Origin of the sequence: Pannonibacter carbonis, assembly GCF_003012935.1 — a bacterium.
Lineage (GTDB): Bacteria > Pseudomonadota > Alphaproteobacteria > Rhizobiales > Stappiaceae > Pannonibacter > Pannonibacter carbonis.
In genome coordinates, this window is record NZ_PUDR01000008.1 from 14,475 (window position 1) to 39,686 (window position 25,212).

The 25,212-nt window shown below is 62.9% G+C and carries 25 protein-coding genes; 14 read left to right on the forward strand and 11 right to left on the reverse strand.

Translation table 11 applies throughout. The features are described from left to right. On the forward strand, positions 1–2,367 hold the full coding sequence (locus C8348_RS12215; RefSeq protein WP_106753632.1) for a 1-deoxy-D-xylulose-5-phosphate synthase N-terminal domain-containing protein: 2,367 nt from the start codon (positions 1–3) through the stop codon (positions 2,365–2,367). A 31-nt stretch (positions 2,368–2,398) separates the two neighbouring features. Here C8348_RS12215 and C8348_RS12220 read toward each other — a convergent pair whose 3' ends face one another. Beyond that, positions 2,399–3,265, reverse strand: coding sequence for a sterol desaturase family protein (locus tag C8348_RS12220; RefSeq protein WP_244293998.1), 867 nt, complete (start codon positions 3,263–3,265; stop codon positions 2,399–2,401). Between the two features lie 396 nt (positions 3,266–3,661). Here C8348_RS12220 and purU point away from each other — a divergent pair, with 396 nt between their 5' ends. Beyond that, positions 3,662–4,513, forward strand: a complete 852-nt coding sequence (gene purU / locus C8348_RS12225; RefSeq protein ID WP_198647030.1) for a formyltetrahydrofolate deformylase — start codon at positions 3,662–3,664, stop codon at positions 4,511–4,513. Between the two features lie 16 nt (positions 4,514–4,529). Here the strand turns inward: purU and C8348_RS12230 are convergent, their stop codons facing one another. After that, positions 4,530–5,312 carry an alpha/beta hydrolase gene (locus tag C8348_RS12230; protein ID WP_106753633.1) on the reverse strand — a complete coding sequence of 261 codons (783 nt, stop codon included), beginning with the start codon at positions 5,310–5,312 and terminating at the stop codon, positions 4,530–4,532. 88 nt (positions 5,313–5,400) lie between these two features. On the opposite strand from C8348_RS12230, the gene C8348_RS12235 reads away from it, so the two are divergent. The 5 genes from C8348_RS12235 to C8348_RS12255 all read left to right on the forward strand — a co-directional run bounded on the left by C8348_RS12235 (position 5,401) and on the right by C8348_RS12255 (position 8,842). Next, positions 5,401–6,594 carry a glycosyltransferase family 4 protein gene (locus C8348_RS12235; protein WP_106753634.1) on the forward strand — a complete coding sequence of 398 codons (1,194 nt, stop codon included), beginning with the start codon at positions 5,401–5,403 and terminating at the stop codon, positions 6,592–6,594. Between the two features lie 170 nt (positions 6,595–6,764). After that, positions 6,765–7,307, forward strand: a complete 543-nt coding sequence (infC, locus tag C8348_RS12240) for a translation initiation factor IF-3 (RefSeq protein WP_106753635.1) — start codon at positions 6,765–6,767, stop codon at positions 7,305–7,307. Between the two features lie 328 nt (positions 7,308–7,635). Next, positions 7,636–7,833, forward strand: coding sequence for a 50S ribosomal protein L35 (gene rpmI, locus C8348_RS12245; RefSeq protein ID WP_106753636.1), 198 nt, complete (start codon positions 7,636–7,638; stop codon positions 7,831–7,833). 26 nt (positions 7,834–7,859) lie between these two features. Beyond that, positions 7,860–8,219, forward strand: coding sequence for a 50S ribosomal protein L20 (gene rplT / locus C8348_RS12250; RefSeq protein WP_106753637.1), 360 nt, complete (start codon positions 7,860–7,862; stop codon positions 8,217–8,219). A 257-nt stretch (positions 8,220–8,476) separates the two neighbouring features. Continuing rightward, complete coding sequence (locus tag C8348_RS12255; protein WP_106753638.1) at positions 8,477–8,842, forward strand: hypothetical protein; 366 nt, start codon at positions 8,477–8,479, stop codon at positions 8,840–8,842. 66 nt (positions 8,843–8,908) lie between these two features. Here the strand turns inward: C8348_RS12255 and ggt are convergent, their stop codons facing one another. Next, on the reverse strand, positions 8,909–10,504 hold the full coding sequence (ggt, locus tag C8348_RS12260) for a gamma-glutamyltransferase (RefSeq protein ID WP_106753639.1): 1,596 nt from the start codon (positions 10,502–10,504) through the stop codon (positions 8,909–8,911). A 131-nt stretch (positions 10,505–10,635) separates the two neighbouring features. On the opposite strand from ggt, the gene C8348_RS12265 reads away from it, so the two are divergent. Further along, positions 10,636–11,067 (forward strand): GlcG/HbpS family heme-binding protein, encoded by a 432-nt coding sequence (locus C8348_RS12265; protein ID WP_106753640.1) that lies wholly within the window; start codon positions 10,636–10,638, stop codon positions 11,065–11,067. Positions 11,068–11,119: 52 nt separating this feature from the next. On the opposite strand, the gene phaR is transcribed toward C8348_RS12265, so the two are convergent. Then, positions 11,120–11,722, reverse strand: coding sequence for a polyhydroxyalkanoate synthesis repressor PhaR (gene phaR, locus C8348_RS12270; protein WP_106753641.1), 603 nt, complete (start codon positions 11,720–11,722; stop codon positions 11,120–11,122). A 334-nt stretch (positions 11,723–12,056) separates the two neighbouring features. Between phaR and C8348_RS12275 the strand changes: the two genes are divergently transcribed. The 3 genes from C8348_RS12275 to C8348_RS12285 all read left to right on the forward strand — a co-directional run bounded on the left by C8348_RS12275 (position 12,057) and on the right by C8348_RS12285 (position 15,010). Beyond that, positions 12,057–13,241 carry an acetyl-CoA C-acetyltransferase gene (locus C8348_RS12275; RefSeq protein WP_106753642.1) on the forward strand — a complete coding sequence of 395 codons (1,185 nt, stop codon included), beginning with the start codon at positions 12,057–12,059 and terminating at the stop codon, positions 13,239–13,241. 203 nt (positions 13,242–13,444) lie between these two features. Then, positions 13,445–14,173 (forward strand): acetoacetyl-CoA reductase, encoded by a 729-nt coding sequence (gene phbB / locus C8348_RS12280; protein WP_106753643.1) that lies wholly within the window; start codon positions 13,445–13,447, stop codon positions 14,171–14,173. Positions 14,174–14,326: 153 nt separating this feature from the next. Then, on the forward strand, positions 14,327–15,010 hold the full coding sequence (locus C8348_RS12285) for a septation protein A (RefSeq protein ID WP_106753644.1): 684 nt from the start codon (positions 14,327–14,329) through the stop codon (positions 15,008–15,010). 54 nt (positions 15,011–15,064) lie between these two features. Here C8348_RS12285 and C8348_RS12290 read toward each other — a convergent pair whose 3' ends face one another. The 3 genes from C8348_RS12290 to mtgA all read right to left on the reverse strand — a co-directional run bounded on the left by C8348_RS12290 (position 15,065) and on the right by mtgA (position 16,715). Next, positions 15,065–15,487 carry a hypothetical protein gene (locus C8348_RS12290; protein ID WP_106753645.1) on the reverse strand — a complete coding sequence of 141 codons (423 nt, stop codon included), beginning with the start codon at positions 15,485–15,487 and terminating at the stop codon, positions 15,065–15,067. A gap of 192 nt (positions 15,488–15,679) precedes the next feature. Beyond that, positions 15,680–15,865: a 50S ribosomal protein L32 gene (gene rpmF, locus C8348_RS12295; RefSeq protein ID WP_106753646.1), complete on the reverse strand. Its 186-nt coding sequence runs from the start codon at positions 15,863–15,865 to the stop codon at positions 15,680–15,682. A 145-nt stretch (positions 15,866–16,010) separates the two neighbouring features. After that, on the reverse strand, positions 16,011–16,715 hold the full coding sequence (mtgA, locus tag C8348_RS12300; protein ID WP_106753830.1) for a monofunctional biosynthetic peptidoglycan transglycosylase: 705 nt from the start codon (positions 16,713–16,715) through the stop codon (positions 16,011–16,013). 323 nt (positions 16,716–17,038) lie between these two features. Between mtgA and C8348_RS12305 the strand changes: the two genes are divergently transcribed. Beyond that, the gene (locus C8348_RS12305) at positions 17,039–17,953 is read left to right on the forward strand and encodes a polyprenyl synthetase family protein (RefSeq protein ID WP_198647031.1); all 915 of its coding nucleotides are present in this window, start codon (positions 17,039–17,041) and stop codon (positions 17,951–17,953) included. A gap of 27 nt (positions 17,954–17,980) precedes the next feature. Here C8348_RS12305 and C8348_RS12310 read toward each other — a convergent pair whose 3' ends face one another. From C8348_RS12310 to pheA, 4 genes are all read right to left on the reverse strand, one after another. Continuing rightward, positions 17,981–19,984 (reverse strand): putative bifunctional diguanylate cyclase/phosphodiesterase, encoded by a 2,004-nt coding sequence (locus C8348_RS12310; protein ID WP_198647032.1) that lies wholly within the window; start codon positions 19,982–19,984, stop codon positions 17,981–17,983. 104 nt (positions 19,985–20,088) lie between these two features. After that, complete coding sequence (locus C8348_RS12315) at positions 20,089–21,006, reverse strand: prephenate/arogenate dehydrogenase family protein (RefSeq protein ID WP_106753648.1); 918 nt, start codon at positions 21,004–21,006, stop codon at positions 20,089–20,091. Positions 21,007–21,084: 78 nt separating this feature from the next. After that, the gene (hisC, locus tag C8348_RS12320; RefSeq protein WP_106753649.1) at positions 21,085–22,191 is read right to left on the reverse strand and encodes a histidinol-phosphate transaminase; all 1,107 of its coding nucleotides are present in this window, start codon (positions 22,189–22,191) and stop codon (positions 21,085–21,087) included. A gap of 64 nt (positions 22,192–22,255) precedes the next feature. Further along, complete coding sequence (pheA, locus tag C8348_RS12325; RefSeq protein WP_208983723.1) at positions 22,256–23,182, reverse strand: chorismate mutase; 927 nt, start codon at positions 23,180–23,182, stop codon at positions 22,256–22,258. 270 nt (positions 23,183–23,452) lie between these two features. Between pheA and metX the strand changes: the two genes are divergently transcribed. Together metX and metW are read left to right on the forward strand one after the other, a co-directional pair. Next, positions 23,453–24,577, forward strand: a complete 1,125-nt coding sequence (gene metX / locus C8348_RS12330; RefSeq protein WP_244294006.1) for a homoserine O-acetyltransferase MetX — start codon at positions 23,453–23,455, stop codon at positions 24,575–24,577. Next, positions 24,577–25,212, forward strand: a complete 636-nt coding sequence (gene metW / locus C8348_RS12335; protein WP_106753651.1) for a methionine biosynthesis protein MetW — start codon at positions 24,577–24,579, stop codon at positions 25,210–25,212. Before metX ends, metW begins: the two co-directional genes overlap by 1 nt.

The window sequence follows — 25,212 nt, forward strand, 5'->3', positions numbered from 1 at the left end:
ATGATGGACCAGTTGAAGGTGATCGAGCAGCGGCTTTTGTGGCTGGCCTGCTGGATGGTGCACAACGCCAACCACCTGCGCGACAAGGGCGACGGCGATGTGAAGGTCGGCGGCCATCAGGCCAGCTCCGCCTCCATGGTGTCGCTGATGACCGCGCTCTATTTCCATGCGCTGAAGCCGGAAGACCGGGTGGCGGTGAAGCCGCATGCCTCGCCGGTGTTTCATGCGATCCAGTATCTCATGGGCAACCAGACGCTGGAGAAGCTGCAGGATTTCCGCGCCTATGGCGGGGCGCAGAGCTATCCCTCGCGCACCAAGGACGTGGATGACGTCGATTTCTCCACCGGCTCGGTCGGCCTCGGTGTGGCGTTGCCGATCTTCGCCTCGATGACGCAGGACTATCTCGAAGGCCACGGCTGGCTGAAGCAGCCGAAGGGCCGCATGGTGGCGCTGATCGGCGACGCCGAGCTGGACGAAGGCAACATTTACGAGGCACTGCAGGAAGGCTGGAAGCACGAGGTCCGCAATGTCTGGTGGATCATCGACTACAACCGCCAGAGCCTTGACGGCGTCGTCCGCGAGGGCCTGTGGGCTCACATGGAGCAGATATTCGATGCCTTCGGCTGGCGTGTGCTGCGCCTCAAGCATGGCGCGCTGCAGCGGGCCGCCTTCGCCGAGCCTGGCGGCGACAAGCTGCGTGCCTGGATCGACGCCTGCCCCAATGCGCTCTACTCCGCGCTGACCTTCCGCGGCGGGGCTGCCTGGCGCGAGCGGCTGATGGCGGATCTGGGCGACCAGGGGGTTGTCTCCGCGCTCATCGACCGCCGCTCGGATGCCGAGCTTGCCGCCTTGATGGAGAACCTCGGCGGCCACTGCCTCGACACGCTGAAGGACGCCTTCGACAGTGCGCAGGACGAGCGGCCGACCGTGTTCCTTGCCTACACGATCAAGGGCTGGGGCACGCCGCTGGCCGGACACAAGGACAACCACGCCGGCCTGATGACGCCGACGCAGATGGAAGAATTCCGCAGCCGCATGGGCGTGCCGCACGGGGCGGAGTGGGAGCCCTTTGCCGCCGTCGAGGATGTGGCCGGGCTGAAGGCCTTCCTCGGCACGGTGCCTTTCTTTGCCCGGGGCCGCCGGCGTTACACCGCCGAGACCCTGCCGGCGCCGGGTGTCGTGGCGTTGTCCGACAAGATGCTGTCGACCCAGGCTGGCTTCGGCAAGATCATGGACGAGATCGCGCGCGCGGGCGGCCCGCTCGCCGACCGCATCGTCACCACCTCGCCGGACGTGACCGTCTCGACGAACCTCGGCGGCTGGGTCAACCGGCGCGGGCTGTTCGCCCGTGATCCGCGTGGCGACACGTTCCGCGACGAGCGCATTCCGTCGGCGCAGAAATGGGCCTTCTCGCCGCAGGGCCAGCACATTGAACTGGGCATTGCCGAGATGAACCTGATGCTGATGCTGGGGGCGGCGGGGCTGTCGCACAGCCTGTTCGGCGAGCGCCTGATCCCGGTTGGCACCGTTTACGATCCCTTCGTCGTGCGCGGCCTCGATGCCCTCAACTATGCCTGTTACCAGGATGCCCGCTTCCTGCTGGTCGGCACGCCGTCCGGTGTCACGCTGGCACCGGAGGGCGGGGCGCACCAGTCCATCGGTACACCGCTGATCGGCATGTCGCAGGATGGCCTTGCCAGTTTCGAGCCGGCCTATCTGGACGAACTGGCGATCATCATGGACTGGGCCTTTGACTACATGCAGCGCGAAGGCAAGGGCGATCTGGACGAGCGCACCTGGCTGCGCGAGGAGACCGGCGGTTCGGTCTACCTGCGCCTGTCGACGCGTCCGGTCGAGCAGGTGCTGCGCCGGCCGGATCCGGGCTTCAAGCAGGGCGTCATCGACGGCGCCTACTGGCTGCGCGAACCGGGCCCGAATGCTGAGGTCGTCATTGCCTATCAGGGCACGGTGGCAACCGAGGCCATCGAGGCGGCCGGCCGCATGATGGGCGCGCGGCGTGACATTGGCGTTTTGGCGGTCACCTCCGCCGACCGGCTCAACGCCGGCTGGACGGCGGCGCGGCGGGCGCGGGCCCGGGGGCACGAGACGGCGACGAGCCTTGCCGAACGGCTGATGGGCCAGTTGCCGCCGCATTGCACGCTGATCACCGTGATTGACGGCCATCCGGCGACGCTGTCCTGGCTCGGCGCGGTGACCGGTCACAGGACCATCCCGCTCGGGGTCGAGCATTTCGGCCAGACCGGCACGATTGCCGATCTCTACCGGCATTTCGGCATCGATGCGGATGCCATCGTGGCTGCTGCCGCCCGGATCACGCAGGGACGACCGATCCAGCTTCGCGCGTGATGTCCCGCTGATTGAAACCGGACCGGAGGCCTCAGGCCTCCGGTTCTGTCCTGGCCGTGCCCGTGTCGTCGGTGTTGCCGGGCGCGCCATAGGCGGGGCCACGCAGGGGCTGCCACAGCATCCGGTCCAGCCAGAGATCGCGGCGGGTGCGGAACTGCGGCACGCCGATGCGCATGCCCTCATGTCCCTCGGCCGGCTGCGCGATATAGGTGCCGAGCAACCGGTCCCACCACGACAGGGAGAAGCCGAAGTTCGAGTTCGTCTCACGCGGGATCACGGAATGGTGGACCCGGTGCATGTCCGGCGTGACCAGGAACAGCCTCAGCACGCGATCGACGCGCGCGGGAAGCTGGATGTTCGAGTGGTTGAACATCGCACAGGCGTTGAGCAGCACCTCGAACACCAGAACGGCTGCGGCAGGCGCCCCGAGCGCTGCCACGGCACCAAGTTTCAAGACCATAGACAACAGGATCTCGACCGGATGGAACCGCAGGCCGGTGGTCACATCGATGTCGAGGTCCGCATGATGCACCCGGTGCAGACGCCAGAGGCCTGGCACGAAGTGAAACAGCACGTGCTGCAGGTAAATCACCAGATCCAGCAACACGACGCTGAGGAGAAATGCAATCCAGCCGGGCACCTCGAGCGCGTTGAAGAGCCCCCACCCGCCAGCTTCCGCCTTCAGGGCGAGACCTACAGCCAGAACCGGGAAAGCCAGCCGGACGATCACCGTGTCGAGACCGACGAGCAACAGGTTGTTGGACCAGCGCAGCACGCGGGGAACCTCGAGCCGGCGGCGGGGGGAGGCGAGCTCCCACAATGCCATCGCGATCAGCACGCCCAGAAAGGCGGAGAGCCTAAGCGCTTGTTCTTGTGCCAGCAGCCAGTCCTGCGTCAACGCGCTGCTCCATCGCTGTTCAGTCGGAAAGAGTTCATGGTGTCATCAGAGGGGGCCGGTGGCTTGCCGTCAATGCGGCAGGCCGTCCCTGGCGCAAACGTGATGCATCGGGAGGGCAGGCGATATGTCGTGTCCCTTTGGCTGATTGTTCCGGCTCTCCCGTCGCTTTCGGCGCGCGGGGGCTAGCGTTGTCGTCGCCGGACCCGGCGTGTCGGATATTCGGGGAATGGTGGCGGATTCCCTTGTGCCGGGAGGTACGTGAGCAGGCAAGACTGAACGCAACGGCTCACTGTGGCCGATGCGGAATGCGTCAAAGCGCCGTCAGGCGCGGCTTTTCTCCCGGTGTTGCTGTGCTAAAAGACACGCCCCATGAACCGAAAGGGATCCGCCTTGTCGATGAAATCCTTCGTATTCACCCTGTCCTGTGAAGACCGGCCGGGCATTGTCGCGGCGGTGACGACTGAACTCGCCGACCTTGGCGCTAACATTGCCGAGAGCGACCAGTTCTGGGATCAGGTGACCAACCGGTTCTTCATGCGTATCGCCTTTCTGGCACCCGATACCCTGACCAGGGACGCGATCTCCAAGGCTCTTGCGCCGGCGATTGCCCGGTTCGACATGAAGACCGAGCTGACGGACCAGTCACAACGCAAGAAGATGATTGTCATGGTCTCGAAATTCGACCATGCGCTGCTGCATATCCTCTACCAGATCCGCGTTGGCTGGATGGATGCAGAGGTCGTCGCGATTGTCTCCAACCACGAAGACAGCCGCCGAACGGCCGAGATTGAAGGCATTCCCTTCCATTACTGGCCGGTCAATAAGGACAACAAGGCGCAGCAGGAAGAGAAGCTGCTTGGATTGGTGAAGGAGACGGGAGCGGATCTGGTCGTGCTCGCCCGCTACATGCAGGTCCTGTCCGACAGCCTGTCAAAGCGGCTCTTCGGCAAGGTCATCAACATCCACCACTCGTTCCTGCCAAGTTTCAAGGGCGCGCGTCCCTATCACCAGGCGCATGAGCGTGGCGTGAAGATGATTGGTGCGACGGCGCACTATGTCACCGCCGACCTCGACGAGGGGCCGATCATCGAGCAGGACGCCGAGCGCGTGAATCATTCGCTGTCGGCTAATGATTTCGTTGCACGTGGCCGTGATATCGAGGCGCGCGTGCTGGCACGGGCAGTCAAGTATCACCTTGAAAACCGGGTGATGATCGTCGGCAACAAGACCATTGTCTTCGCCCGCTGAGTGACACAGGCCGCGCCTAGAGCGCGGCCGCCACCATCTTGAGCATTGCATCAATGTCCTGAGGGCGGGACAGCCGGTGGTCGCCGTCCGGTATCAGGGTTAAGGACACGTCGTCATGCGGCAGGTGATCCACCAGGCGCTGGGCGTGCTGCCAGGGCACGTCCGGATCAAGCCGGCCTTGCAGGATTGACACCGGGCAGCCGAGATGCAGGCTCCGGTTCAGGACAAGGTGATGCCGGCCGTCCTCGATGAGAGCCCTGGTGATGACATAGGGGCCATCGCCATAGGCCGATGGTCGTTCATAGCGCCCTGTTTCCATGATTTCGCGGCGGATGGCGTCGTCGAAGCGCTGGTTCCACATCAGCTCCTGCGTGAAGTCTGCAGCCGGGGCGATGAGGACCAGTGCCTTGATCCGGCTGTTGACCGGGCCGACCTCCGCGACATGGGCAAGGGTCAGCAGCAGGGCGAGCCAGCCGCCCATGGAGGAGCCGACGATGACGCGCTGACCCGGAGCCTCCTGGTCAAACACGGTCTTTGCCTCCTCCAGCCAGCGACTGATGGTGCCGTCCTCGAACGGCCCGCCGGACGCGCCATGGCCGGAGTAATCCATCCGGGTAAGCCCATGTCCCGATGTGGCTGCGAAGGCGGCAAGGGCTTCTGCCTTTGTGCCTGTCATGTCCGACTTGAAGCCCGAGAGCCAGAACAAGCCGGGCTGCCTCCCGTCGCAGCGCCGGAAGGCGATCTCGCGCCGGTTTGTGCCTTCGCCGACGGACAGGAATTGCGGCGCGGTCGTCCCCATTGTATGGCTCCGGTCAACTGAACTGTGCCCTGCCGGTTTGCCATAGACGGCCGGCAGACAAAAGGGCCGTGGCGCCCCGGAGGACCTCTTGGCCACCTCGACCGATCATCCTGTCATCCTTCAGGTCATACCGGACCTCGATACCGGCGGGGCCGAGCGCACGACGATCGATGTTGCTGCCGCACTTGTAGCCCGGGGCTGGAGGGCGCTGGTTGTCAGCGAAGGCGGACGGCTGGTGCCCGAGCTGGAGGCCGCAGGTGCAGAGCATGTTGTTCTGCCGGTTGCCTCGAAGAACCCCCTGGCCATCCTCGCGAATGCAAGGCGCCTGGAGAAGCTTGCCCGGGACCAGGGCGTTGCGCTGATCCACGCCCGCAGCCGGGCGCCGGCCTGGTCTGCGTTCCTCGCGGCACGTCGTCTGGGTGTGCCTTTCGTGACCACCTATCATGGCATCTACAAGCAGACCAACGCCCTGAAGGGGCTGTATAATTCGGTGATGGCACGCGGCGACGCGGTGATTGCCAATTCGCGCTATACGGCGGACCTGATCGCAGCTCGGCATGGCTTTGCCCGCGACCGCATGACGGTGATCCATCGCGGTTCGGACCTGACAGCGCTGGCGCCGGGGGCGGTGACGGCCGAGCGAAGAACCGCCATGGCCGCCCAGTTCGGTGTCGTTGATGACCGGCCAGTGCTGCTGCAACTGGCGCGGCTGACCGGATGGAAGGGCCAGCGCGTTCTGGTCTCCGCGATGGAAATCCTCAAGCGGCGCGGATCCATAGTGCCGCTGGCAATCCTGGCTGGAGATGATCAGGGGCGGACGGGATACACAGCTGAGCTGCGGGCACAGATCGCAAGCGCGGGACTTCAGGACGATGTGAGGTTGGTGGGGCACTGCGCGGATGTGGCCGCCGCCCTGGCGCTCAGCCATCTCAGTGTGGTCGCGTCAACCGAACCTGAGGCCTTTGGCCGGGCGGCAGTCGAGGCGCAGGCCGCCGGCGTGCCCGTGATTGTTTCGGATCTTGGCGCGGTACCGGAGACCGTTCTGGCCCCCCCTGATGTGCCGGATGCAGAGCGGACTGGCTGGCGGGTGCCTGCCGGGAACGCTGAAGTCCTGGCAAATGCCATCGAGACGGTGCTCGCACTGTCGCCCGAAGCCCGTGCGGACTTGTGCCAGCGCGCTGTAGCCCATGTCCAGGGGCACTTTACGGTCGGGGCCATGTGCGCTGCAACGCTTGAAACTTACGCGAAGCTGCTTGGCTGGTCGCCGGCAAAGCGATCCTGAGGCTTTCCGCCGCTTCTACTGTTGACTTTCGGTGAGGATGGGCGGATTCTGTAGGGGCTTCAGACCAACAGCGTGTGGTCATTGATCCTGGCGTTCACGACCGGGATTTTTGGTGCATTCGCCGCCTGAAGTGAAGCTGCCCAATTGCAACGACAGAGGAGATAGCGACCATTCGCCGTCCGTTCCGCGCCCCGCCTCCTACTAAGGATGGCCCGCGCACCAATGATGAAATTCGCGTTCGCGAAGTCCAGTTGATCGATCACGAAGGCCAGAACCGGGGCGTTGTCCCGACTCAGGAGGCCCTCGATCTGGCTATTGAAGCCGGGATGGATCTGGTCGAGATTCAGCCGAACGCGGAGCCGCCGGTTTGCAAGATCCTCGACTACGGCCGGTTCAAGTACCAGTCGCAGAAGAAGGCGTCCGAGACTCGCAAGAAGCAGAAGACCGTCGAGATCAAGGAGATCAAGATGCGTCCGAATATCGACACCCATGACTATGAGGTGAAGATGAAGGCTATCCAGCGTTTCTTCTCGGAAGGCGACAAGGTCAAGGTCACCCTGCGATTCCGTGGTCGTGAAATGGCGCACCAGGATCTCGGCATGAAACTGCTGATGCAAGTTCGTGACGAGACTGCAGATGTTGCCAAGATCGAATCTTCGCCGCGCCTTGAAGGCCGGCAGATGGTGATGGTTCTGGCCCCGATCCAGCGCTGAGGCGTTTGGTTCGCGGTTTTGCCAGTCATGGAACGATGGTGCGGTGACCGCAGCATCCCTTGCAAGTCGGCAGCCCGGGCGCATCGTCCGGGCTGTTTCGTTTTCTGCAGCTCGTTTGCCGGATTCAGGTTGCTTTCGCAGCGCCCTGTCCCTATAAGCCACCGGTCCAGAGTCGTCCGGCTCTTTGCGGGCGCGTTCTTCTGTTGTCTCAAGCCAGTCTTTTGCATCAGTCCGTGCCTCGTGAAACCCGGGCATGCCGTGGCGACCTCTCGATGCACCAACAAACGAGCGGGTGGTTATACCTCCTGCACCAATGAAAGGATGCAAAATGCCCAAGCTGAAGACGAAGTCTGGAGCTAAGAAGCGCTTCAAGCTGACCGCGACCGGCAAGGTGAAGACCGGTCAGGCTGGCAAGCGTCATGGCATGATCAAGCGCACGGCCAAGTTCGTCCGCAACGCCCGTGGTTCGACCACGCTGGCACCGCAGGACGCCAAGATCGTGAAGCAGTACATGCCGAACGCATAACCACCTGACAATCAAGGAGTTTACCCATGGCGCGTGTCAAGCGGGGCGTAACGGCCCATGCCCGTCATAAAAAAGTTATCAAGGCTGCCAAGGGCTACTATGGCCGCCGCAAGAACACCATCCGCATTGCTAAGCAGGCCGTCGAGAAGGCCGCTCAGTATTCCTACCGCGACCGTAAGGTCAGGAAGCGGAACTTCCGCTCGCTGTGGATCCAGCGCATCAACGCTGCCACCCGCGCGCACGGCCTGACCTACGGCCGCTTCATCGACGGCCTGAACAAGGCTGGCATTGAAGTCGACCGCAAGGTTCTGTCCGATCTCGCCATCAACCAGCCGGCCGCTTTCCAGGTCCTGGTCGAGAAGGCACAGGGCGCCCTGGCGGCCTGAGACTTCCACGGTTCATCCGTTTGAAAGAGGCGTCTCCGCAAGGAGGCGCCTTTTTTGTTGTCTCGACGTCAGCCATGACAGGCGGATGTTGTCGATTTGTTTAAAAACATCTGATGCAGTGTTAACCATTCTGCATGAAAGCATAATGAAATCAGCGGTCAAAGATTAACGGATCCCGCTGTCTGGCACGGGGCTTGCGATGAACGAGGGGAGTTCACCCCGGGCGTCCCGAACCGGAACAGACAGAGGCAGATCCGTTGCGTATCGATCCATTCCGTCCGTTTGACCGCTTTTCCGATCGTCGCCGGGCCCAGGTCCGGGCCCAGGTGCGTGCCAAGTCGCGCGCACGCGAGGCCAGCGCCGATGAAATGGAAGAGGTTGTCCGCACACCGCTCAGCCTGCCGGCCCCGATGGTGTTCGCTGCCGAGGAGCGCCAGGCGGGATACGGGTTGTATCGGCCTGACGCCGCGTTCCTGGCGCATCTGATCGCCATGCGGGACATGGACGTCATCGCTTTGACCGCGCAGCCGGCCGAAGCGCTGGGCGGAGTGCTCAGCTATCGCAGTGTTGCCGCCTCTCCGCGCCGCCGCGCGCCGGGTCATGTGGTTTCGACACAGCTCTGATCTGGAAAGACTATCGGTATTGAGGGATTGACCCGGGCCGGCGCTGCCGCTTCCGGGTCAATCTGTTCAGTACCCCGCCGCGTGGCCATCCTTGCGCGGATCCGAGCCACCCGTCAGGATGCCCCGCTTGCGGTCGATCATGATCGCCTGTGCCCCGCCGATGGGGGCGCTCGCCTTGACGACGTCATGCCCGCGGGCGGACAGTCCGTCTACAGCCGCTTGGGGAATCCCGCTTTCGACCTGCAGCTTGGTGAATGTGTCATCCAGGAACAGGCGCGGGGCATCGATGGCCTCCTGAACGTCCATGCCGTGGTCAATGATGTTGGTCAGGACATGCACATGGCCGCAGGGCTGGTAGTGACCGCCCATGACGCCGAAGGACAACCAGGGTGCGCCGTCCTTCAGGCCGAAGGCTGGCAGGATGGTGTGCATCGGCCGCTTGCCGCCCTCGATCGTGTTGGGGTGGCCAGGCTCGACGCGGAAGCTGCAGCCGCGGTTGTGCAGCAGAACCCCGGACTCAGGTGCCAGCACGCCCGACCCGAACTCCTTGAAGATCGAGTTGATGAAGGAGACGGCGAGCCCGTCCTTGTCGACCACGCTGAGATAGACCGTATCCGTTTGCGGGGCGAGGCTGGGAAGCGCTATGGCATCGTTGCGCTTGTCGAGTGAGATCTGGGCCGCAAGCCGGTCCAGCGCTTCCGGGCTGATCAGGGCCGAGTGGCACACGTCCATGTGGCCCGGGTCAGCTATGAAGCGGTTCCGCATGGCATAGGCGAGGCGTGCTACCTCGATTTCCAGATGCAGCCGTTCCGGGCTCATCGGATCCAATGCGGCCATGTCGTGGCGTTCGAGCAGGCCCAGCATGATCAGGGCAACCAGACCCTGGCCGTTGGGTGGCAGTTCCGCCAGCGTATAGCCACGATAGTCCTTCAGGACCGGAGCGACCGCCGTGGTATGACAGGCGCCCAGATCCTCAAGGGTCATGTAGCTGCCGCGTGCCTTGAGCGTGGCGATGATATCCTCGGCGATGTCTCCGGTGTAGAAGGCATCCGCTCCACCGGAGGCAATTGCGCTCAAGGTGTCGGCCAGGCGGGGCAGGCGGAGGATATCCCCGGCCCGTGGCGCCTCACCATTTATCAGATAGGTTTTTGCGCTGGCCGGATCAGCGGTCAGTTTGTCGATGCTGTGAGGCCAATCCCGAGCGACGCGCGGGGCAACCGGAAATCCGTCACGGGCGTAGGAAATGGCCCGGCGTAAGAGCTTGCTCAGCGGCTGGCTGCCATGTGCTTGCAGGAGGGTTTCCCAGGCACGCACAGCGCCAGGAACCGTGATTGCATGGACACTGTCCGGTGTGATTTCGGTCAGGCCCTGGTCCAGCAACGCAGCCGTGCTGATGGCTCTGGGTGCTGCGCCTGATCCGTTGAAGCCGGCCATGTGCCCGTCGGCTTCCGTGACGATGGCAAAGCAGTCGCCGCCAAGGCCGGTCATGTGCGGCTCGACCACGCATTGCACGGCGACGGCTGCGATGGCTGCGTCGACGGCATTGCCGCCCTCCTGCAGGATCTCCATGGCAGCTGCGGTCGAAAGCGGATGTGACGTTGCGGCCATGCCGCTGGAAGCTATGACCGGCGATCTGCCGGGCAGGTCAAAGTTGCGGGCCACGTGGCTGTTCCCCCCGGTTCAATTTATTCCGCAGCGGTGGAAGTGTTTTCCATGCGGGCTTTCTGTGCTTTGCCGCCGCGTCGTGCTAGCCCGTTGATGTTGGCATTCAGTCTTAGCGGAGATTTTGGGTCATGGGAAAGATGACACTTGCGACGGCACAGACAATCATTTCTGCCGCTTTCGAAAAAGCGGCCAGCTTGTCGCTGAAACCATTGACGGTGGTCGTGATGGACGCGGGCGGCCATGTGGTTGCGCTCGCCCGTCAGGATGGCTCGTCGATCCTGCGGCCGCAGATCGCCAGTGGCAAGGCTTATGGCGCGCTCGCAATCGGAACCGGTACCCGTTGGCTGCACGCCAATGCGGAAACCCGGCCGCATTTCGTTCAGGCGCTCAACGGCGCATCCGGTGGCGCGATCATTCCTGTGCCGGGCGGGGTGCTTGTGCGCGATCTGGACGGCGAAGTGCTGGGTGCCGTCGGTATAACGGGTGACACATCAGATAGTGATGAAGCCTGTGCGACCGCCGGTATCGCTGCGGTCGGGCTGCAGGCAGACTGCGGCTAAGTCCACAAATCAGGGTGTTCTCCGGCGCAGGGAAGCTGCGCCGGACACCTGGTCAGGTCTTGTCAGACCCGAGTGCGTCGATCTTCTTCTGCATGGACGCCAATTGCTGCTTGAGGTCGTCAAGATCGGATGTGCTTGCCGCTGCGGGTCGGGCCTTGGCTGGATCGACCGCATCCGCCGTTGGCGGGACGCCTGCGCCGCCGAGGCCGAACGGCAGGAACATCTTCATTGCCCGCTCGAACATCTCGCTGTTTCGCTTGACCTGCTCTTCCATGGCTTCCAGAGCTGTGGAGCCGAAGGCGCCCGACATGTGGCTGCGCAGCTTTTCCTGCTCTTTCGTTAGGGATGCGATGGAGAACTCCAGGTACCCCGGTACAAGGCCCTGCATGCTGTCGCCATAGAACCGGATCAACTGGCGCAGGAACGTGATCGGCAGCAGGTTCTGGCCGTCCTTGCCTTCCTGTTCGACTATGATCTGGGTCAGCACTGCGCGCGTGATGTCCTCGCCGGATTTTGCATCGTAAACGACGAAGTCTTCCTCGCCCTTCACCATGACCGCAAGGTCCTCAAGGGTGACATACGTGCTGGTGCCGGTGTTATAGAGCCGACGGTTGGCGTATTTCTTGATAATGGTCGGCTCGCTGGTCTTTGCCATCTTGTTGTTAGCTCCCGGCAGACCGCAGGCAGACCGCTTTCCGGTTCACGCGCTGCGGCGGCAAGTTCTCGTTTGGCACCAAGCCTTTCGGTCCGGTGCCGCTCCTCCTGAGAGGAGACTATGCCAATCCCGGCGTGTCTGACCACCCCTTTCATGTTGCTTGACGAAAGGATGACGGTTTGCACCGCAATACGCGCCATTGCGCATGTTAAGTCAGGTTGACTTGCGCCAGTCGCCGGTTTCTAGTCGGGGCGAGTGGGGGCCGCCGGATCCGGATAAAAAACAGCGGAGGATCTGCCGTGCCCTTGGGGGAATCAGTCATCCGGAGGTCTTCATGAGCGCTTCAACCGACGTCGTTATCGTCAGTGCCACCCGTACCCCAGTGGGTTCCTTCAATGGTTCCTTCGCCAATGTTCCCGCCCATGAGTTGGGCGCAACAGTCATCAAGGCCGCACTCGCCAAGGCCGGCGTGTCCGGTGCTGAAGTCGACGAACTGGTCTTTGGCCAGGTCCTGACCGCAGGCCAGGGCCAGAACCCGGCCCGTCAGGCCGCAATTGCCGCCGGTTTGTCCGAAGGCTCCACCGCCTGGCTGCTGAACCAGGTCTGTGGTTCCGGCCTTCGCACTGTCGCCATCGCAGCCCAGCAGATCATGTGCGGCGATGCTACGATCATGGTCGCCGGTGGCCAGGAAAACATGTCGCTCTCGCCGCACTGCGCTCCGATGCGCGCCGGCTACAAGATGGGCGACTACAAGATGATCGATACAATGATCAAGGACGGCCTCTGGGATGCCTTCAACGGCTATCACATGGGCCAGACCGCCGAGAACGTCGCTCAGAAGTGGCAGATTTCCCGCGAAGAGCAGGACGCCTTTGCCCTCGCCTCCCAGAACAAGGCTGAAGCTGCCCAGAAGGCCGGCAAGTTCATTAACGAAATCACTCCGGTGACTGTGGCCGACCGCAAGGTCGACAAGGTGATTGACGCGGACGAATACATCCGTCACGGCGCTACGCTGGACAGCATGGTGAAGCTTCGTCCGGCCTTCACCAAGGACGGCAGTGTGACCGCCGGCAACGCTTCGGGCCTGAATGACGGTGCGGCCGCCCTGGTGGTGATGAGCGCTGCTGAAGCTGCGCGTCGTGGCCTGACCCCGCTCGCTCGCATCGCCTCCTGGGCGACGGTCGGCGTCGACCCGGCCGTGATGGGCTCCGGTCCGATCCCGGCATCGCGCAAGGCGCTTGAGAAGGCTGGCTGGTCTGCGGCCGATCTGGATCTGGTCGAGGCCAACGAAGCCTTTGCCGCCCAGGCCTGTGCGGTCAACAAGGACCTCGGCTGGAACCCGGACATCGTCAACGTCAATGGTGGCGCCATCGCTATCGGTCATCCGATCGGTGCTTCGGGTGCCCGCATTCTCGTGACCTTGCTGCACGAAATGGGCCGCCGTGATGCCAAGAAGGGCCTGGCGACCTTGTGCATCGGCGGTGGCATGGGTGTTGCCATGTGCGTCGAGCGCGCCTGAGATCGCGCCTGACAAGTCTGGAGTGACAGCCAGTCTCACTCCGGTTCCAGATCTGGACTTGCGGACGGGCGCTTTGCCTGCCCGCAAGTCTGATGATGGCGAGGCCCGGTCCGAACGGCCAATTGCGGTGTCCGCCTGAAATGCAGCAGTCAGAAGGGAACAGGGCCTCGCGTCAAGAAGGCCCGAAGCATTGGGAGACGAGAATGAGCAAGGTCGCACTGGTAACCGGCGGGACGCGTGGCATTGGCGAAGCCATTTCACTGGCCCTCAAGGCGGCGGGCTATACCGTTGCCGCGACATATGCGGGCAACACGGAGAAGGCGGAAGCCTTCAAGGCGGCCACCGGCATTCATGTCTACAAGTGGGATGTCGCCAGCGAAGAAGAATGCGCCAAGGGTATTGCCCAGGTCGAGGCCGATCTCGGACCCGTCGAGATCCTCGTCAACAACGCCGGCATCACCCGCGACGGCATGTTCCACAAGATGAGCTTCGACCAGTGGCGGGCCGTGCTGTCGACCAACCTCGACAGCATGTTCACCATGACCCGCCCGGTCATTGAAGGCATGCGCAATCGCAGCTTTGGCCGTATCATCAACATTTCCTCGATCAACGGCCAGAAGGGCCAGATGGGCCAGGCCAACTACTCCGCTGCAAAGGCGGGTGTGATCGGCTTCACCAAGGCGCTGGCGCAGGAGAATGCGTTCAAGGGCATTACGGTCAACGCCATCTGCCCGGGCTACATCAACACGGACATGGTCGCGGCCATGCCGGAAAAAGTGCTGCAGCAGATTATCGCCGGCATTCCTGTTGGCCGTCTCGGCCATCCTGAAGAGATTGCCCAGGCCGTGGTCTATCTTGCCGCCGACAGCGCCGCTTTCATGACCGGTGCAGTCCTGACGCTGAACGGCGGCCAGTATATCGCCAACGGCTGAACCAGATTCTGGTTGGCTCAAAAGGGGCGCCCGGCTGTGGCGCCCCTTTTTTGTTTGGCACATTCCTGGGTGATTGGTGTTGACCCGCCGGGCCCTGTGTCCCTATCTGCGGGGATCGAACACACTCAAGGCTGAACGGCCAGTGGAGAGACAATGGACCTGGAACGCGCACCGAATGATCCGCAGCGGCTAAAGGACATGGGCGGCAAGGAAATGTCGCCGCTGTTGAAGCTGGCGCTGGAACTCGGGCCGCTCGCGGTGTTCTTCCTTTTCAATGCACGGGGCGAACAGATCCAGGCGGCGGTGCCGCAGTTGGCGGTTTTGGGCGGCCCCATCTTTCTCGCGACGGCCGCCTTTATGGTGGCGATCTCGCTGTCGCTGGGCGTGTCGCTGTGGCTGACCCGGCGTTTGCCGATCATGCCGCTTGTCTCCGGCCTTATCGTACTGGTTTTCGGTGCGCTGACCCTGTGGCTGCATGACGAGCTTTTCATCAAGCTGAAGCCGACGATCATCAACACCCTGTTCGGAGTTATCCTGCTTGGCGGGCTGCTGTTCGGCCGTTCGCTGCTTGGTTATGTCTTCGACAGCGCCTTCCGCCTCACGGATGAAGGCTGGCGTGTGCTGACGCTGCGCTGGGGACTGTTCTTCCTGTTTCTGGCCGGCGTCAATGAAGCGGTCTGGCGCAGCTTCTCGACGGATTTCTGGGTCAGTTTCAAGGTGTTCGGCATGATGCCGATCACACTGGTGTTTACCCTGTTCCAGTTACCGCTGATCCAGCGCCATGCGCTGCCGGAACCGGAAACTGCGGCAGGGCAAGGGCCGGACCTGAAGTCCTGAAGCCGATGCTCCCCGGAACTTCCCGATCGGGTTTCGGCTCAGCCCTGTCCGTCTTCAGTTTCCGTTGCTGTTAAAGCTGACGTCGCGCCGGGCTCCTGAAATCGTGACCGTGAAGCCGGCAATGACATCGATCGCGGCAATGACCATCAGCAGGAAAAAGGTGGACGTCGCCGCCTCGCGGACGGTCAGGAACTCGATCAGATAAACGACAAACACCAGCATCGACAGGATGTGGTCGGAGAGCACGGCTGTGCCGGTTCGCGTCGCCTTCAGGATCTCGACAAACAGCAGCGCCAGTGCAAGCGTGAGGATCATGTCGCTGAGGACCAGGGTGAACCGGGCTGACGAGACCATCTCGACCGTCATGACAGGGGCGAACCACGGATCTCCGGCGATGGGTCCAAACCAACCGAATGCCACGAAATTATAGAGCACCAACGGCAGCATGGTCAGAGGAACGGCCAGAAGCAGCGACATGAAATACCTCCGAAAGCGTCGGCAAGGGTGCTCGGGAACCTGCACATGTCAGGTAGGCTGATACGGTATCATAGACTGAAACCAGTCTTGGCGGCTTGGAGTGAATGAACAGCGCAGGGACCAGCGCACATGAAAAAGGCCGGCGTTGCCGCCGGCCTTGATCAGGATTTCAGTCGCCGCAGCGATCCTTGATCAAACGTCTTGCTTGATCGAGAGGATCTGACGGCCCCGGTACATGCCAGTCTTGAGGTCGACGTGATGCGGGCGGCGCAGTTCGCCCGAATCCTTGTCCTCGACGTAAGTCGGCTGCTTCAGGGCGTCCGCGGAACGGCGAAAACCGCGCTTCATGCGCGAAGTTTTTCTCTTCGGAACGGCCATGTTCTTGTTCTCCGTAGTCCATAGTCCACGCCGCCCGGACCGGGTTTGCCCGGGGCGTGATACCACGCAGCGTGTCGGAATGCTGGGCCTTATACAGGCAATGTCCGGCATATGCCAGAGGAGAGCCGAATTTTTCTTTTGCCCCTTAAGGACGTCTGAGGACGCAGGAGAAAATGTTCCCGGCCTGGGCAACGCGGCTTTCATTGGTGCGGGCCAGACGGGCGTGGCCACGGCCCGGCTTGGCAGGATTGCGCAGAAACGGATTGGGCAGGGCGGTTGCCAGCCGCGAGGCCTCAGCCTGGGTCAGTTTCGCTGCCGGCTTGCCGAACCAGGCTTGTGCCGCCGCCTCGGCTCCAAAGATGCCTTCGCCCCACTCGGCGATGTTAAGATAGAGTTCCATGATCCTGCGTTTGGTCAGCATAAGGTCGAGCATCATGGCCAAAGGCAGCTCGAGTGCCTTGCGAATGAAGCTGCGATCGCCCCACAGGAACAGGTTCTTGGCAAGCTGCATGGAAATGGTACTGGCGCCGCGCACATCCTTACCGGCGTTCAGGCGATTGATCTGGCTCTGGAGCGCATCCCAGTCGACCCCTTTGTGGCTGCAGAAGGCGCTGTCTTCAGACGTGATGACCGCGCGGACCAGGCTGGGGGAGATTTCGTCGAGCGAGCGCCACTGCCGGTCGACCCATAGCCCTTGCGCATAGCGGCCTACCATCAGGGTGCTGACCGGGGGTACGACGGCATAGACCAGGGTCAGCAGGGGCGGGGTCAGGATCAGCAACAGGCAACTGATGAGTACGAAACGCAAGATTCGCCGGGCAAGGCTCTTGCGCGGGCGGCTCTCGCTCATGGCTGCGACCGGCTCGGGCCCGGTGGTTGCATCAGAAGCGTCATCCCGCCGGCTGTCTCCCGCCACAGGTTCAAACATCGCTCAGCCAGTCGCCCCTTTGATGCAAACCGGAATACTTGCCGGATGTGGCCCGTCCCGACTGTTCTACATGCGCCGGGTGACCGCGTCAAAGTGGCGAGGACCTTGCCCTGTCCCAAGACGCTTGACGGGGCGCTGAAAACCGGACACGCAAGGCTCCGTTCGACCACGCCGGTGCAGGCAGGGCAAGACAGGCCTTTCAAGCTGCGGCGTGTGAACGGGCAAGGCAATGGCAGGGGACAGGTATGGGCATTGGCGTGGCTTGGCTGGAAGAGACCCTGCGCGACACGGCGCTGAAAATGGAGCACACGATCACGGAGGCGCTGTCAGCCGAACCGCGACCGGGTGAAAGGGTCCGGCCCGAGCGGCTCCTGGCCGCGATGCGTCATGCGACCCTGAATGGCGGCAAGCGGTTGCGCCCGCTGTTGATGATCGAGTGTGCGAGGGCGTTTGGCCGTCAGGATCCAGGTGTCCTGGTAGCGGCTGCCGCGCTTGAGTGCCTGCACAGCTATTCGCTGGTGCATGACGACCTGCCGGCGATGGACGATGATGACTTGCGCCGGGGCCTGCCCACCGTGCACAAAGCTTATGACGAGGCTACGGCGATCCTGGCGGGCGACAGTCTCCTGACGCTTGCCTTTGACCTGATCGCGGATCCGCGGGTGCATGAAGACCCGGCCGTCCGGCTGGTGCTGTCCCGTGACCTGGCCCGGGCGTCCGGCGTCGGCGGCATGGCCGGCGGGCAGATGCTGGACCTTCAGTCGGAGCATCGGACCCTGGTGGAAGACGAGATCCGGACGCTGCAGGCGATGAAGACCGGCGCGTTGCTTCGTTATGCGTGCGAGGCCGGTGCCCGGCTTGGCGATGCCTCGGATGAGGATATTGTCCGTTTGCGCCGCTATGGTGAGGTGATCGGCCTGGCTTTCCAGCTTGCCGATGATCTGCTGGACCTGGAGGCAACACCCGAGGTCATGGGCAAGGCGACGGGCAAGGACGCTGAGGCCGGAAAGGCGACGCTGGTCAGCCTGTATGGTCCTGAGCGGACGCGCGCCATCCTTTCTGAACTGGTCGCCGACGCTTCCCGGTTGGCCGGGGAGCTTGGCCCGGTCGGCCAGAGACTGGCTGACATTGCAAGCTTCGTGGCTTTCCGCAGCCATTGACGCCTGCTGTTGCTGCCTCGGCAAGGATCAGGAGATGGCGACCGTCCTGGTCCGGCCGGTTTCCGGAAGTTCGGCCACCTGATTGACCGTTTGCAGGAACTCATTCAGCAGGCTCGCGGGGATTTCGATATCCGCCATGGGCTTGCCGAACAGATAGCCTTGCAACCGGTCACAGGCGACCGTCTCGAGGGCTCGTGCCTGAAACACCGTTTCGACGCCTTCGATGGTCACCTGCATGTTGAGGGCATGTCCAAGCGCCACCGTCGCAGACAGGATTTTCTGGACCGTCTCGGTTGATTGCGCATAGGCGGCCATGAAGCTGCGGTCGATCTTGATCTTGTCGAAGGGAAAGCGCCAGAGATAGCTGAGGCTGGAATAGCCGGACCCGAAGTCGTCCATAACGATGCTGACGCCGAGCGCCTTGAGCTGACGAAGCTGGGCCATGACTGTTTCATCATCGCGGAGCAGGAGTGTCTCGGTGATTTCCAGTTCGAGCCGGGAGGGCTCCAGTCCCGTCTCGGCGAGGATTTCCGCGACGCGGCCAGGCAGGGTTCCCGCTTCAAACTGCGAGGGGGAGAGATTGGCGGCGATCGAAATGCCGTCCGGCCACTGCACGGCTGCTTCGCAGGCCCGGGCCAGCACCCAGTCCCCGATGTGAGGCAGGAGGCCGAGCTTTTCTGCAAGGGGCAAGAACTCGTTTGGTGACACCAGCCCGCCATGTCCGTCCGGCAGGCGCAGCAGCGCCTCGAAGCCGACCACCTTGGCGCTTGCGACACTCATGATGGGCTGGAAGAAGAGGACGAAGTCGTTTTCCCGCGCCGCCAGTCGCAGCCGGCGTTCCAGTTGGCGACGGCGTTGCATGTCCGCTTCCATCGTATCGCGGAAAAAGCCCGTGTCGCGGCCGCCGGCATTCTTGACGAACATCAGTGCGAGGCTTGCCTTGTGCACCAGATCACGGCCTGAGGTGGCGTCCTCGGGCGCCAGCGCCGAGCCAATGCTGAAGCTGAGCCGAATGTCCCGTTCCTCCAGCGCGTAGGGTTCGCTCAGCCGTGCAACAAGCCGCGCGACCATGGCCTGTGCCTGCTCGCGGGAGGTGAGACTGCACTGGGCAATCAGCAGTTCATCACTGCCAAGGCGGCCGACGAAATCAAGGGTTCGGACCGTCTCACGCGCCCGCATGGCGACGAGCCGGATGAGCGTGTCGCTGAGGTCAGGGCCCAGGTCCTCGGCCAACGCCTTGAAGCCGTCGATGTCGATGTGGTGAATGGCGAGGCCGGGCGAAGTGGCGGTGACGCTTGCTAGCCGTTTGTCGAGCTGGCTGAGAAAGGCGCTGCGGTTCAGCAGCCCGGTGAGGGTGTCATGTTGGGCGAGGAAGGTGGCGCGGGCATCGCTCAGGGCCCGGGCGCGAGCCATGCGTCGCAAGGTAAGGAAAGGGCCAATCACCAATGTCAGCAGCAGTAGGCTGATGCCGATCCCGGCCGTGGTAAGCTCACGGCGGAACAGGGCTGCGGTTTCTGCCTCGTCGACATAGGTCTCGACAACGGCGATCAACCGACCATCGCGATAGATCGGTAGATATGTGGAGGCATAGACTTTTGGGCGGCCCTCAGCGGCTCCCTCTTTCACCACGGTGAAGGGCTTGCCGGACGCCACGACCTGTGCGGCCAGCGGGTTATGGTCGGACAGTGTCTCTTTGGAGAGGGTGCTGATGCCTTCCGCATCGGACGTGAGCCGGGCCCGGCCTTCGCGGTCGAAAATTTTCAGCTTGAAGACCTTGCCCATGCCCTTTGCCATCTCGATCCGGTCAAGAGCCTCTGCTGAGGGAGGGGCGCCTTCAGCGATGCCTTCCAGATCCGGGATGGCATTTGCGAGGGTCTGCGCCCAGAGGGTCGAGTGGGCCTCGGCGTCCTTCGAGATCCAGTGATTGACGGCCATGCCGGTGACAAAGAAAGCGCCGGCAACAAAGGCCAGCGCGCCCAGCAGGACGCCTGCAATCAGTCGTGAATCCTTGCGCCCCGAAAACACCTGCATGCCCATCCCCCAAGGTTCTGTCAGGCATTACACAGGTGAAAATGCTAAGATATCCTGAGTAAATTCAGGCCGATCTGCTGCATGTCTAAGAAAATCTGAACAGTTCAGACCTTCTGGCGACCGAAGTCGGGGGCTTCCGTTTCCTGGCCGGCCTCAATGATCGAGCGGCGGATGCTGCGGGTGCGTGTGAACAGGTCGAACAGGGCCTGTCCATCGCCCCAGCGGATCGCGCGCTGAAGCGCCGCCAGATCCTCGGAGAATCGCGAGAGCATTTCAAGGATCGCATCCTTGTTGTGCAGGCAGACGTCGCGCCACATGACAGGATCCGAAGCGGCCAGGCGGGTAAAGTCGCGGAAACCCGAGGCCGAATATTTGATTACTTCTGACTTTGTCACTGTCTCCAGGTCATCGGCGGTGCCGACGATGTTGTAGGCAATGATATGCGGCAGGTGCGACACGATGGCGAGCACCAGGTCATGGTGCTCCGGATCCATCACGTCGACATTGGAGCCGCAGGCGGTCCAGAAGGCGGAGAGGCGATCGATTGCGCCCTGGTCGGTCCCCTCGACTGGCGTCAGGATGCACCAGCGGTTCTGGAACAGGCTGGCAAAGCCTGCGTCGGGACCGGAATGCTCGGTGCCGGCGATCGGGTGGCCGGGAATGAAATGGACTCCCTCGGGCACATGCGGCGCCATCTGGGACACAACCGAGGCTTTTGTGGAGCCGACATCCGTCAGGATCGCGCCTGGCTTCAGGTGCTGAGCAATGATGCGTGCCACCGCCTCGCTTGCGCCGACGGGCACGCTGACGATCACGAGGTCAGCATCGGTCACTGCTTCGCCAGCATCGGTGCAATATCGGTCGCCGAGCTGCAGCTCTTCCGCCCGCGCCAGGGTTTCCGGCGAGCGGGTGGAGATGACGATTTCCCGGGCGAGGTTTTCCTGCCGGATGATCCGGGCAAGGGAAGACCCGATCAGGCCAATGCCGATAAGGGCGATACGGTCGAAAAGGACGCTGGACATGCTTTGATCTTGATGGGTTGCGCGGTCCGGCAAAGGTCTGCCGGACCGGTTTTCAGGCTGTGCTGACGTGCAGCAGCCTTACTTGCGGAGAAAATCACCGATGGCGGCAACGACGGCGCGGTTGGCTTCCTCTGTGCCGATGGTCAGGCGCAGGGCATCCGGCAGGCCGTAGTTGGCCACCGCGCGCAGGATGAAACCGTGCTCCGACAAATAGGCGTCGGCATCACGGGCGCGCTTGCCATCCGTGTCCGGGAAATGGACCAGAACGAAGTTGCCAACGCTCGGCGTGACCTTTAGGCCAAGGGCTTCCAGCTGCGAGGCGACCCAGGGCAGCCATTCGTCGTTATGGGCGATCGCCTTCTCGACAAAGGCCCGGTCCCGGATCGCGGCAATGCCGGCGGCCATGGCCGGGCCGGAGACGTTGAACGGCCCGCGGATGCGGTTCATCGCATCGATCATTTCGGCCGGGCCGAAGCACCAGCCGAGGCGCAGATTGGCAAGGCCGTAAATCTTGGAGAAGGTGCGCGTCATGATGACATTGTCGGACGTCGCGGCCAGTTCCAGCCCGCTCTCGTAGTCATTGCGCCGAACATATTCGGCATAGGCCGCGTCCAGAACGAGGATGACGTTGCCGGGAAGGCCGGCATGAAGGCGCCGCACTTCATCGAAGGGCAGATAGGTTCCGGTCGGGTTGTTCGGGTTGGCCAGGAAGACGATCCTGGTCTTGTCGTTGACCAGGGCGAGAATGCCGTCGACATCTGCGGTCAGGTTCTTCTCCGGAGCGACGACAGGCGTGGCGCCTGCGCCCCGGATGACGATCGGGTAGACCAGGAACCCGAACTCCGAATAGATCGCCTCGTCGCCAGGGGCGAGATAGGTGTTGGCGATCAGGGTCAGGATCTCGTCGGACCCGGCACCGCAGATGATGCGGTCAGGGTTGATGCCGGTGACCTCGCCGATGGCCTCGCGCAGGGCGCTGGAGGAGCCATCCGGGTAAAGCTCGAGCTGGCCGGCGACTGCGGCGATGGCTGCCTTTGCGGCCTCACTTGCGCCAATGGGCGATTCGTTCGACGACAGCTTGTAGATCTTCGATCCGCCGCTGGCCTTCGACTTGCCGGGGACGTAAGGGGCGATGTCCAGGATGCCGGCGCGCGGGGTCGGGCGGCTCTTTGTGCTGTTGCTCATGTCAGTTCCTCAACTCAAATCGTGTCTGGCCGGCTTGGCGGCCCCAAGTCAAGAGAGCGCCGGATTACTCCGCTTCGGTGCCAAATTCCTCGTCGCTGTCCAGATCGGTCTCGATATCAATGGGCGATGCGTATCCGCCGACAAACCGGATGACATCCGGCTCAGCCCCGGCCGCCGCGCAAAGGGCGAGCACGTCGCCCTCGCTCAAATCACCGGAGGCCGCCAGAAGCGCGTCCACGCCTTCTGCCGTGCGGAAGAAACTCAGCACTTCGAGGCCGCTGCTCATCAGGTTGCCCGGAAGGATGCCGTTCCAACGTGCATCGAACACGGCGGTGTCCGGCGTGCCGGCATCGGGAACCGGGCGGCTGATGACAACGGCATCGAGATCCGCCGGGCGGTCATGAGCGACGAAGAACGGCAGGCGGGCGATGATCTGTGCGCCGTCAACGCCGAGGCCACGCCACCACGGCACTTCCGCGCGTTCGGCAAGCGAGATGATCCCGAGATCCGAATGGGAGGCCGCCACGGTTCCCACCACATCTGCCGCATCGCCGGGCGATTCCATCTCGACCGAAAATCCGAAGTAGTAGCGGGCCAGATCGCGCATGTCGGCAACATCGGCGCCGCCATCGAGATGCACGGCAAAGTCACCCTGCAAACGGGTGCAGGAGGTGATGATCTCGCGCCAGATATGTTCGACGGTGGTCAGCGGCAGGGTGCCGGAATGTCGCTCGACCAGCCGGCGCATCATGTCGGCCTCACGGTCAGGGCGGAACATGACGGTGTCCGCTCCACTGGCACGTTTGGCGGCCACGATGCCATCGATCACCCTCACGCGCTCCATGAGCAGGCGGTGCAACTCGGCATCGATGCTATCGATGCGCTGGCGCAGGGCGTCGAGAGCCGATGAGGGGGCCGATGAGGGGGCCTGGTCGTTGGTCATGACGGGATGGGCCTTCCTGAAACTGCTGTCCTCGCGGCGGATAGTCATAGGCAGGAGCCATCCGGAAAGCAAAAGAAAACATTGACACCACAGGGGGTGCAACCCTAGCTAACAACCCCTTGAAACGGGTGGTCTGTCCATGCCATCCCCTGTAAGACAGGCGCGAAACGGTTCTTATGAACGAGACCCAAAACAGGGACGTTGCTGCGGACAATGAGCGACATACCAGTCCAGGACAGTCCGGCCCCGGCCGGTCTCACACCGGCGGAACTTGAGCTGGCACAACGGCGCGAGATCGACACGCCCAGCAGTCAGTGCATGCGCTGTGGTGCCGAGGATGCCTTGCCGCTGGATTCCGGCGTCATCCTGTCGCCCTGGCAGATCGCTTATGAGACCTATGGCACGCTGAACGATGACCGTTCCAATGCCATCCTGATCTGCCACGCACTTACCGGTGACCAGTATGTGGCCTCGACCAACCCTGTGACCCGCAAGCCCGGCTGGTGGACATCACTGGTCGGACCCGGCAAGCCGGTGGATACGGATCGCTATTTTGTCATCTGCTCGAATGTTCTTGGCGGCTGCATGGGCACGACGGGCCCGGCCTCGACCGATCCGAAGACAGGCGCGCCTTACGCCCTGACCCTGCCCCTGGTCACGATCCGTGACATGGTGCGCGCGCAGGCGCGGTTGGTCGAGCATCTGGGCATCGACACGCTGTTTTCGGTGATCGGTGGTTCCATGGGCGGCATGCAGGTGCTGCAATGGGCCTCGCTGTTTCCGCAGAAGGTGTTCTCTGCGATCCCGATTGCGGCCGGCGCCCGGCACTCGTCGCAGAATATCGCGTTTCACGAGGTTGGGCGGCAGGCGGTCATGGCGGACCCGGACTGGTGCGGCGGCGCTTATCTCAGCGCCGGACGGCGACCGAGCAAGGGCCTGTCCGTTGCGCGCATGGCAGCGCATATCACCTACATGTCCGACACGTCGCTGCACCGGAAATTCGGCCGCAACCTGCAGGACCGGGAGGCGCTGACCTTCGGTTTCGACGCGGATTTCCAGATCGAGAGCTACCTGCGACATCAGGGCATGACCTTTGTCGACCGCTTTGATGCCAACTCCTATCTCTATGTCACGCGGGCAATGGACTATTTTGATCTGGCCGCCGAGCATGGCGGATCCCTCGCCAAGGCATTCCTACGGACCAATACAAGGTTCTGCGTGATTTCCTTCACCACGGACTGGCTGTTCCCGACCTCGGAGAGCAAGGCGGTGGTTCGGGCGCTCAACGCGGCAGCGGCAAACGTGTCCTTTGTTGAAGTTGAAAGCGACCGGGGCCACGATGCCTTCCTGCTGGATGAGCCGGAGATGTTCCGCACCGTGCGCGGTTTCCTGACCGGTGCGGCGCGCGCGCGCGGAATTCCGGCCCCCGGAGGAGCTGCCTGATGGGTATCGAGTTGTCATCTGTTTCCGGCCTGCCGCAGGTGCGCGGCGACCATCTTGTCGTTTGCGACCTGGTGCCGGAAGGCGCGCGGGTGCTGGATGTCGGTTGCGAGGATGGAGCCTTGCTGCAGCTTCTGACCGAGCGGCGGCATATAGACGGGCGCGGCATCGAACTTTCACAGAGCGGCGTGAACAAGGCCGTGGCGCGCGGACTGTCGGTGGTCCAGGGCGATGCCGACATGGACCTGTCGGACTATCCCGACAACGCCTTCGATGTGGTCATTCTCAGCCAGACGCTGCAGGCGACGCGGGATCCCAAAGGCGTGCTGGAGCAGCTTTTGCGCATCGGCGGCCAGGTCGTGGTCTCGATCCCGAATTTCGCGCATTGGCGCAACCGCATGCAGCTCCTGTGGCGCGGGCGCATGCCGGTGACCAAGTACCTGTCCTACCAGTGGTATGACACGCCGAACATTCACTTCTGCTCCATCCGGGACTTCGTCGCGCTGGTCGAGGAAATGGATGCAACAGTGGTCAAGGCTGTGGCGCTCAGCGGTCGCGGTGAGCGAATCGGATTTTCTGCGCCCTGGTGGCTGTGGAACCTGATCGGCGAACAGGCCGTCTTCCTGCTGAAGCGCTGA